9 protein-coding genes and 4 tRNA genes are annotated in these 9,865 nt (G+C 41.3%); 9 read left to right on the top strand and 4 right to left on the bottom strand.

Translation table 11 applies throughout. The annotated features are described in order from the left end of the window. Positions 1 to 23: 23 nt before the first annotated feature. The 3 genes from H5232_RS20940 to H5232_RS20930 form a co-directional block, all read right to left on the bottom strand. Positions 24 to 2,180, bottom strand: a complete 2,157-nt coding sequence (locus tag H5232_RS20940; protein WP_182831444.1) for an ATP-binding protein — start codon at positions 2,178 to 2,180, stop codon at positions 24 to 26. A gap of 134 nt (positions 2,181 to 2,314) precedes the next feature. Beyond that, positions 2,315 to 2,971 carry a response regulator transcription factor gene (locus H5232_RS20935; protein WP_149983340.1) on the bottom strand — a complete coding sequence of 219 codons (657 nt, stop codon included), beginning with the start codon at positions 2,969 to 2,971 and terminating at the stop codon, positions 2,315 to 2,317. 226 nt (positions 2,972 to 3,197) lie between these two features. Next, positions 3,198 to 3,569 carry a histidine triad nucleotide-binding protein gene (locus H5232_RS20930; protein WP_149983339.1) on the bottom strand — a complete coding sequence of 124 codons (372 nt, stop codon included), beginning with the start codon at positions 3,567 to 3,569 and terminating at the stop codon, positions 3,198 to 3,200. Positions 3,570 to 3,658: 89 nt separating this feature from the next. Here H5232_RS20930 and H5232_RS20925 point away from each other — a divergent pair, with 89 nt between their 5' ends. Further along, on the top strand, positions 3,659 to 4,294 hold the full coding sequence (locus tag H5232_RS20925) for a DUF2057 family protein (protein WP_182831443.1): 636 nt from the start codon (positions 3,659 to 3,661) through the stop codon (positions 4,292 to 4,294). Positions 4,295 to 4,362: 68 nt separating this feature from the next. Here H5232_RS20925 and H5232_RS20920 read toward each other — a convergent pair whose 3' ends face one another. Further along, complete coding sequence (locus tag H5232_RS20920; protein ID WP_182768337.1) at positions 4,363 to 6,207, bottom strand: M1 family metallopeptidase; 1,845 nt, start codon at positions 6,205 to 6,207, stop codon at positions 4,363 to 4,365. Positions 6,208 to 6,350: 143 nt separating this feature from the next. On the opposite strand from H5232_RS20920, the gene murB reads away from it, so the two are divergent. The 8 genes from murB to H5232_RS20880 form a co-directional block, all read left to right on the top strand. Then, positions 6,351 to 7,361: a UDP-N-acetylmuramate dehydrogenase gene (gene murB / locus H5232_RS20915; RefSeq protein ID WP_182831442.1), complete on the top strand. Its 1,011-nt coding sequence runs from the start codon at positions 6,351 to 6,353 to the stop codon at positions 7,359 to 7,361. Continuing rightward, positions 7,358 to 8,350, top strand: coding sequence for a bifunctional biotin--[acetyl-CoA-carboxylase] ligase/biotin operon repressor BirA (gene birA, locus H5232_RS20910; protein WP_149983335.1), 993 nt, complete (start codon positions 7,358 to 7,360; stop codon positions 8,348 to 8,350). Before murB ends, birA begins: the two co-directional genes overlap by 4 nt. Next, complete coding sequence (locus tag H5232_RS20905) at positions 8,347 to 9,042, top strand: type III pantothenate kinase (protein ID WP_182719320.1); 696 nt, start codon at positions 8,347 to 8,349, stop codon at positions 9,040 to 9,042. Before birA ends, H5232_RS20905 begins: the two co-directional genes overlap by 4 nt. Positions 9,043 to 9,162: 120 nt before the next feature. Continuing rightward, positions 9,163 to 9,238: transfer RNA gene (locus H5232_RS20900), tRNA-Thr, on the top strand. 39 nt (positions 9,239 to 9,277) lie between these two features. Beyond that, positions 9,278 to 9,362 (top strand) — tRNA-Tyr (locus tag H5232_RS20895). Between the two features lie 45 nt (positions 9,363 to 9,407). Continuing rightward, positions 9,408 to 9,482 (top strand) — tRNA-Gly (locus H5232_RS20890). A 12-nt stretch (positions 9,483 to 9,494) separates the two neighbouring features. Beyond that, positions 9,495 to 9,570: transfer RNA gene (locus H5232_RS20885), tRNA-Thr, on the top strand. Between the two features lie 134 nt (positions 9,571 to 9,704). After that, positions 9,705 to 9,865, top strand: a 161-nt coding sequence (locus tag H5232_RS20880) for a GTP-binding protein (RefSeq protein WP_246175643.1), incomplete at its 3' end; no start/stop codon positions are given.

The raw sequence follows: 9,865 nt of genomic DNA, 5'->3' as shown, positions 1-9,865 counted from the left end.
CAACTCGCCAACTCGCCAACTCGTCAACTCATTTGCTCCCTGACATACTTTAAATATTGCTCAAGGCTATTTTGCCACAGTACCAACGCTTCTGTGAGTGACTCTTTAAGCGGTTTGTTATCGAGTAAGCGTCGTTCTATTTTTTTTAACTCTATACCGTAGCGGTTAAAACCGAGCTGTAAAGCGGTACTTGCTTGGCGATGGAGCAGCTTGATACATTGTTCTTTATCTTCATCTAATAATTGCTGAGCACGGATCAGCTTGTTGCGTGCGGATAATACAAACTCGTTGTAAATAGACGAAATCTCGTCTTCACTAAAAGAGCTTTTTAATGTGTCTTCTGCGGTATTGTCATATAAAACATCACTCAGCTCAACGGCAATACTGGGTGCATGGCTGCTTTGTGAATCACTTAATGCTTGGCGTAATTTTTGTTGTTTAATTGGTTTACCAACAATGTCTTTTATTCCTAATGAGAAATACTCTTTGATTTCGTCAGGGCTTAAACTGGCAGTAAAGGCGAGTACTGGGGTACGTTGATTTTTATGCTCCATACCTTTGAGGGTTTTAAGTACTTCTTGGCCAGTCAGATCTGGCAGGTTCATGTCTAATAGCACAACATCAAAGTGGTACTCTTGCATCAGGTTAATAGCACTTTTACCATCGCGGGCGAGCTTGATTTTATGCTCATCATCAGCCATAAATTCTATGGCTATTTTTTGATTTAAATCTAAATCCTCGACCAGTAATACATCTAATCCAGTTAAATAATCTTTTGATTGATGGCGCTGTTCAACAAGGCTGAGTTCGCCAAGCACAAGCGTGATATCAAAGCTAAACGAACTGCCTTTATCTAACTCACTGGTAATATCAAGTTGGGAGCCCAGTTTGGCTAGTAGGCGGCTGGTGATAGCAAGGCCTAGGCCTGTTCCGCCTTTTTCTTTACCTGCGCTACTTTGTACGTATGGCTCTGTAAGGTACTCAATTTCGTCATCTTCAATGCCTGGACCTGAATCAATTACGCTGATGCGAATGTGGTGCTCAAGTTGGCGTTCTTCGAGTAATTCCACCTGAATTTTAACTTCACCTTTATCGGTAAATTTAATTGCATTACCGACTAGGTTAATAATAATTTGCCTTAGTTTTTGTTGGTCGCAGTAGTAACAAGCTTGCTCAGGAAGATTGTATATTAACTCAAACTTTAAGCGCTTTTGCTCAGCTAGTGGGCTAAGTAATAAACATAAGTTATGCAACCAGGTTTTAAATTCTACGTCTTCCTCATAGAGCGCTTCGTTGTGTTGGTCTAGGCTGGCGTAATCAAGTACTTTATCAACCAATAAGTTAAGTGATTCTGCAGAGTTTATAATTGCTTCGCAGTAAGGTTTATCACGGGGATCTGTTGATTGATTCAAAATTAGTTGTGCGCTACCTAAAATACCATTGAGGGGGGTGCGAATTTCATGGCTAATAGTTGATAAGAATAGCCCGCGAATTTCTAAATCTTTTTGCGCTTTGCTCGTTAGTTGGTTGAGATTTTGCTCTCTACGCTCATTACACAGTAACGCCATTCCAGTGGTATAAAATATTGGCGCAATCACACCATTGATCAATAACGTAATGGTAAACCAGTTTTCTTTCAGTAGTGTTAGGTTGTTCACACCTTCCATTAAAAAAACTCGCCCAGTAAAAATACAGCTGATAATCGTAAGGATCAAAATATAGACGATGCTACCGTTAGGGTAAGGTTTGCGCGCAAAGCGAATAAATAAATAAAGTAAGAAAAATGCTTCGCTTATATGCTGTAAATCAGAGGCCAGCATGCGATTACGTAGGTTAGAGTCAACTACGGTAAAGTACATTAGCAACGCTCCGCAAAATAAGGTTGCTAATACAAAAAACCGAAACTCTTTGCCGCGATAACCTAAAAATTGGCTGATTGCTAACGCATGAATGATGGATGCGCTAAACCATAAACTATTTGCAAGTACAATAGTGGCGGTGCTATCGAAATGACCATGTAAGGCAAAGCTCATCAAGGCAATAAATAGCACTAAAGGATAAAGTATATACAGCACTGTGCCTGGGGTATGTTTATTAGCGCGCCAAGTTAAAAAATTGAGTAATGCCATGACGACCATCATGGCGGCGCTGGCAGAGTAGAGCGTGAGGGAGTCGAGCATTCATATTCCAAGCAGATCGAGGTGACGAGTTTAGAATAATGGCAATTGCGTTTGTTAGCAAATATCGCGCTCTTGAATAAACAAAAAACAGGCACAAAGTACCTGTTTTTAATATTAAAATAAGAGTTGCTAGGCTAGCGAATTTCGTCAGGAATATTTTGTTGTGCCCACGATAATAATTCAATACGATTACGACATTTTGTCTTTCTAAATGCGCTGTATAAATGAGTTTTTACCGTGTGTGGACTAATACTTAACGCTTCAGCTATTTCTTTATTTTTAGAACCATTACTCATCAAAGAGATAATTGCTTTTTCACGCTTAGTTAATTTTACTGGTTCAATATCACCGTCAGTAAGTTTATGTAATGCGTCTTTATTAAATTGCAGCATACGGTTTAACGCGTTGCACATGATATCACGACGATACCACAGCTGGTCTTCCAGTAATAAACGAATGCCTTTCATTAGCACATCAGCGTTGTCGGTAGTATAAAAAACACCACGAATACCGCTCAGCAATGCGCGATTAGCAAGTTCTGGATTTTCGTCTAAGTTGAATAATACGATATCGCATTTAACTCGTAGGTTGACCAGTTGCTCTTTCAATTTACCCCAAGCGTCTTGGCTTGATGTTTCGATAAACAATAAGCGCGTTCCCTCAGGAACTTCAGATATGTTTGTTCCGTTAGTAACATTGAGCCCTTGGGTTTTTAATAAAGGCTCTAATACATTAATACCAATTGTATTAATTGGCTCTAGATCTAGTAACAAAAAGGCTGTACTACTCATACTTATATACTCTTGAATAAAGTTGACCAACCAATCCTAACATGCAACCCGCTCCTTTTGTATTAGAAATTTATTACTTGGGGGTAAGATATGCATAGTTTTATAACGTTTTTCGTATTTTTCACAAAGGGAAAATTTAAAAATAACTGTAAATAATTGAAATTAATATAAAATAATATTTTTTCCAAAGTTAATGTTTTTTTACAAATATTTTCAGTAAACCAGTTTAAATTAAACCTTTTGTCTTATCTTGATAAGGAGGCCATCCCATTATTTTACCAGCTAGCATATGTAAATGGATATGATAAACAGTTTGCCCGCCATGTTCATTGCAATTCATTACCACGCGAAAACCATCCTCTGCAAAGCCTTGTTGTTTGGCTATTTTCGCAGCTACCACATACAGGTGGCCAACAATTGGCGCATCTTGCTCAGTAATATCATTGATGGTCGCAATCGCTTTTTTCGGGATAATCAGCACGTGAAAAGGGGCTTGAGGGTTGATATCTCTAAACGCTAAACTAAGCTCATCTTCGTAGATGATATCAGCTGGGATCTCGCGGTTAATAATTTTAGTAAAAATAGTTTCTTGGCTCATTTAAAGGGCTCTTTGTCGGTTGTACTAAAGTCACTAATGACAAACTTTGCCTGCAGTGTCAAACTGAAATCAAATAACAAGGAGCTATTATGCGTAAACAGATATTATTAAGCGGTATTGTGTCATTATTTTTGAGTGCGGCAAGTGTGGCGGAAACCGTTAATTTTCCTGAAGAAATAGTCCCATTACAAGTGGGCGATAAGAAAATTGAACATTCATTTTTCAATCGTGTTGATGAAATCGAACTAGTTCCTGGCGTATATCAGGTCAAACTTAAATACACCGATCTGTACGAGCAAGGTTACGATGAGCATCAAGTTATCGACTCAGAACCATTTTGGGTTACGATGACCATTGCTGCTAATACAGATTATGATGTGGTGTTTAACCGTGCTGATAACGCGGTAGCAGCAGAAGTTTTTGCAGAAGCGCCGCAAGTGAGCTTACAAGTAAAAGGAGCGTCATTAGGCACGCCACTGGCTATTATAGCTGAGCCTGATTTGACAAGTAGTGCTAGCTCTCAAGTTGCGACAGTGCAAGTAGCGCCAGCAGCATCAACAACCAGAGCTGCACCTAATGCTGCTATTTTACAAGCTCCAGTTTCTCGCCCTGCACCTAATGCAGGTAATGCGCCTAGTGCTGCCGCCATGTTAGATTTTTGGTGGCAACAAGCCAGTGCTCAAGAGCAGCAAGCTTTCATTGATAAAGTCACTAAAAATAAATAGCGCTGATTAAAATAGATAGCAAAAAGGGCGAATAAATCGCCCTTTTTTAATTTTGAGTTATTTAGCTATTACTTAGCAAACAAGTCGTCAATAGTACCTTGCGCAAGTGGGTGGTAACCCGGGCGCGCTTTTAGGTATACGTCATGTGCCCATTCACGTTTACCATTAGTAATTAGAGCTTTGTATAACGGCACGATTAACTTGCGACGGCCAATACCTGATAAGTGTTTATCAAGTGCTGGATAGATAGGTTGATAGCCATTGCCAACCGCAAGCATAAACCAAGCAAAAGCACGCTCTGCGTTAGTTGATTGTGTAAGATTGAACTCACTGTCTAGCATCGCCATTTTATCTAGGCTTAAATCACGTGGTAAGTTATTTAAAAAGTGTAACCACTCATGCACAGTCCAATTTGCCGTAGGAAGTTGTGCGGCTGTTGTTTCACCTTTTAACCATGCTGCAGTTGCACTATCTACTTTATCGAATGCATCTGAGGTTGGGTTTGGTGCATCGCTCGGTAAGCCAGGCTGAAAAATCCACTCGTTTACTTTATCCATGCTAACAACACCTGGATACTGTTCAATTAAGTTCGCTTTTAAGTAAGTAACAAACTCTGCGGTGGTCAAAGATTTGAATGAAAACTCTTTAAAATAGGCTTTTACAAATGGGTCGAACTTGTCGCGACCATACTTGTTTTCAAGGTAAATTAAGAATAGCTGGCCTTTAGTATATGGCACTGAGCTGAATGCATCGTCCGGATCGCGGCCATTAAGTTTTAAGTTAAGGCGAGTATCTGGCGCTGCAATAGTTTTAAGTTGAGCACGCAGGCCTGCAGCGTCAAGCGCTTGCTCCATAACCGCACGGTCACGACCATAAACTTCTTCCATAATACGGTTTTCAACGTACGAGGTAAAACCTTCATTCAGCCATAAGTCTTCCCATGTAGCATTGGTTACTAAGTTGCCAGACCAAGAGTGAGCAAGCTCATGAGCGATTAAGTTAACTAAGCTTTTATCGCCAGCAACAACCGTTGGAGTGATAAACGACAGGCGTGGATTCTCCATGCCACCGAAAGGAAAGCTCGGCGGTAACATTAAGAGGTCATAACGGCCCCAAGCATATTCACCGTACATGGTACTTGTTTTATCGATCATCGCTTGCGTGTCTTCAAATTCAGCAACTGATGCATCTAAAATGGTTGGTTCAGCAAAAATGCCGGTTTGGCGTGACATAGCTTTAAATTCTAGATTACCAGCGCCAATCGCAATTAAGTAAGGAGAGATTGCTTGAGGCATATCAAAAATGTAATCGCCATCTTTATAAAGTGCATCTTTGTTGTCAGCACTCATCACCGCACGAACATCTTTAGGTGTATGAATACGTGCCGAGTAAGTTACACGCATCGCTGGTGTATCTTGTACTGGGATCCAACTACGAGCATGAATTGCTTGCGATTGGCTGTACATAAACGGATGAGTTTTACTGGCTGTTTGCTCAGGTGTTAACCATTGTAAGCCTGATGCTTCTGGGCGGCTATTGTAGTAAATGCGTACTTTTGCTGCTTGGTTTTTAAAGGTAATAGTTAACTTTGAGCCTTTAACATCATCACGTGCAGCAAGGGTAAATTTTGCTTTATGCCAGCCACCAGTTTGATCTTGATACATTACTTTATCAATATCTAAGTCACGGGTATCAAGTACCAATGTTTTGCTGTCGGCATTTTGCCATTGTAACGTATGCTCAACAAAACCTTCTAACTGCTTGTCGGCAAAATCAACGTCTAAATCAAGATTTAAGTGTGTGGTAATAACATCATCAAGATTAGCATAGGAATTTTGATCAATGGCACTGGCCATTGCGTGTGAGCACATACCTGCCATTGCGAGGCTTAAAAAAAGTGGTTTAAGTTTCATATTGACCCTGGACGGAAATAAAAAGTGCAGGTTTTATATCATGATTGACCATCAGGGTTGAGCAATTTTTACAATCTGATGCGCGTTTTGCGACGATAGGTTACACTATTGCGATTAGTGACAATTAACCTTTGGGGCATTTTGTGGCTCTCTCTTTGCAAGCTTTTCATACATTTTCTTTACCGAGCCAGTGTTCACAACTGTGCGAAATCACTGACCTTACACAATTACAGCTACTGACGTTTGATAGCCCTTTTTGCATTTTAGGTGAAGGTAGTAACACGGTATTTTTAAGCGATTATCAAGGCACTGTAATTAAAATGGCGACTACCGGTATCGCCATCATTGAACGCGACAATGATTACTTACTTGAAGTTGCTGCAGGAGAAAACTGGCATCAGCTTGTTGCATATACGCTCAAACAAGGGATGCCTGGGCTTGAAAACCTTGCTTTGATCCCCGGCACAGTTGGCGCAGCACCGGTACAAAATATTGGTGCCTATGGTGTAGAGCTGGCAAAATTTATTGAATACGTAGAATATTTTGATATCGCCACTAAGCAGCTCATCCGCCTTAGTTGTCAACAATGTGCGTTTGGCTTTCGACAGTCTATTTTTAAGCATCAATTAAAAAATAAAGCAGTGATCACTTGTGTTGCATTGGCATTACCAAAACTTTGGCAGCCAGAGTTAAGCTACGGTCCTTTACAACAGCTTGAGTCGGTAACGGCGCAGACGGTTTTTGAGCAAGTGATTAAAACTCGTAACAGCAAATTACCGGATCCTTACATACTTGCCAATGCCGGAAGCTTTTTTAAAAACCCAATTATAGAAAACCAGTTACTTAGCGAATTGCTCGTCGCGCATCCGCAGTTGCCTCATTATTACTATGATGAACACCACCATAAAGTAGCTGCCGGTTGGTTAATAGAACAAGCAGGGTTAAAAGGATACCGTATCGCAGGAATTGAAGTGCATCAGCAACAAGCATTAGTTTTAGTTAATTATGGTGGCAGTGAAGGCAGTGACCTAATTAAAATGATTCAACATATCCAGCAGCAAATATGGCAACGTTATCAAATAAGCTTACAGCACGAAGTTCGCTTGATGAATAATGATACTGAATGCCATATCGGTTTAGGGGAGTTAGCATGAAGGCGCCGGATGGTAATAAATTAGCAATCTTAAATGCGCTCAATCAGGGTGGCTTTATCTCTGGGCAATTACTTGGTGAGCAACTTGGCATTAGTCGCGCCGCAGTGAGTAAACATATGCAAAGTTTACAAGCGATGGGGCTGGATATTTTTAAAGTTAGCGGTAAGGGTTATAGCCTTAATAACTCCGTGGGCTTGTTAGAGCAAAATAAGATCCAGCAATATTATCAAGGCTTGAACGCCAGTACGGCACATATCGAAGTGCATCCGATCATTGATTCGACCAACAGTGAGTTAATGCGCCGTATTGCGGCTAAACAAACACTGGATTCAGGCACTGTCGTCGTCGCGGAAATGCAGCAAGCAGGGCGTGGGCGACGCGGACGCGTTTGGCAGTCTCCATTTGGTGCGAACTTGTATTATAGCTATTTCTGGCGCTTAGATGACGGGCTGCAAGCCGCAATGGGTATGTCTATCGCAGTAGGCTTAGCTGTTTACGATACGTTAAAAGCACTGTATCAGTTAGATATTGAACTCAAGTGGCCAAACGACATTTATCTTAATAAAGAAAAGCTCGCAGGTGTTTTGGTCGAATTAGATGGTCAGCCACAAGGGCCATGCCAGCTCGTGATAGGTATTGGTATTAATTTGCAAATGCCCACAAGCTACAGCCAGCAAATCGACCAAGCGTGGACTGATTTGAGCCAACATAGCCAACAGATTGATAAAAATCAGCTGGTGGCACATTTAACATACCACCTTGAGCAACGATTAGCGCAGTACAGTCAAACTGGCTTGCATGACATGTATCAGCAGTGGAACGAACTCAACGCCTTTGCAGGACAGTGTGTGGAGTTAAATACCGGGCATAGAAGCTGGCGCGGTATCTGTGAAGGCATAGATCCACAAGGTGGTATTCGTATTCGCCAAGATGGTGAGGTTAAAAGCTATTACGGTGGTGAAATTTCACTACGCAAGGCAGTTCAATGAGATTATTAATCGATGTAGGTAATACAGCACTTAAAGCAGCGCTATGCCAGCAAGGCGAAATCAAGCCGTGTGATGTTAGTGCGCTACCTTGGCGGAAAATTAACGAGCTGGTTTATGCAAGTGTTGGTAAAAATGAGCAACTCAATGGACTATTAGCACAAGCATCGGCATTTCAGGTGCCATGTTTTGAAGCGAAAGTGACTAAACAATTGAGTAACCTTAGCTGTGCGTATCAACAATTTAGTAATTTAGGTATTGATCGCTGGCTTGGTTTAATTGCTGCTTTTCAATTATGGCCGCAACAAGATTGCATCGTGATAGACACAGGCACAGCCACAACAATTGATGTACTTACAGCACAAGGACAACATTTGGGAGGTTGGATATTACCTGGCCTTGATCTCATGACACGCTCATTAACACAGAATACGCAGCGTGTTTTTGATGATGCCAACACGCCTTTTGCGAATGAGCTGGGTGTAAACACACCTAATGGTTTAAAAAATGGCGCGCTAGTGGCAACCTTAGGGGCTGTTGAACAAGCAAAATTACATTTAACCAATAAAAAACCTCAACTAATTTTTGCTGGTGGCTATGGTGCATTATTGAAAGCGCAATTTTTAGACGCGATTTATGATCCGCAATTAGTGATGAAGGGGCTCAATTACTGGTATGAATTGAGCAAAAATTAACAAAAACAGGCTGTTTTGCCTGATTTGTGAGCGTTCGGCACATAAAATCACATTTTTTTTAATTTTCTTGTTGCATCACCACCAACCTTCCTCTAATATCTCGCCCCGTACTAAAGCAGTGCCGACTTAGCTCAGCTGGTAGAGCAACTGACTTGTAATCAGTAGGTCAACCGTTCGACTCGGTTAGTCGGCACCACTTTCCTTTTACCGAAAGTGTTTAGTAAAGAATTATCGTGGAGGGGTTCCCGAGCGGCCAAAGGGATCAGACTGTAAATCTGACGGCTCAGCCTTCGCTGGTTCGAATCCAGCTCCCTCCACCACTTTATTCTTGACGGTTAGAGGTAGTTTAAGAACAGGTTGCTAACGCGGGCATCGTATAATGGCTATTACCTCAGCCTTCCAAGCTGATGATGCGGGTTCGATTCCCGCTGCCCGCTCCAGTTTCTGGTGTTGCTGATATAGCTCAGTTGGTAGAGCGCACCCTTGGTAAGGGTGAGGTCGGCAGTTCAACTCTGCCTATCAGCACCAGTCTTAGAATCTTCTTGATTACTTCCTTTATCTGTCAGAAAATACTATTTGAAATTTGAAAAATTTAACTTAATCTACCTCTGGTGGATTATTTTCATATGTAATCTAGATACACAAAACTGATAGGTTCCGTCATGGCAAAAGCAAAGTTTGAACGCGTAAAACCGCACGTAAACGTAGGTACAATCGGCCACGTTGACCACGGTAAAACTACCCTAACTGCAGCAATCACTAACGTACTTGCAAAAGTATACGGCGGTGTTGCTAAAGATTTCGCATCAATCGATAACGCTCC

This window comes from Pseudoalteromonas sp. SG41-5, from assembly GCF_014164495.1.
In the GTDB taxonomy this organism is placed as follows: domain Bacteria; phylum Pseudomonadota; class Gammaproteobacteria; order Enterobacterales; family Alteromonadaceae; genus Pseudoalteromonas; species Pseudoalteromonas rhizosphaerae.
Note: the sequence above shows the minus strand (reverse complement) of the source record. Positions and strands in the feature narration are given on the sequence as shown.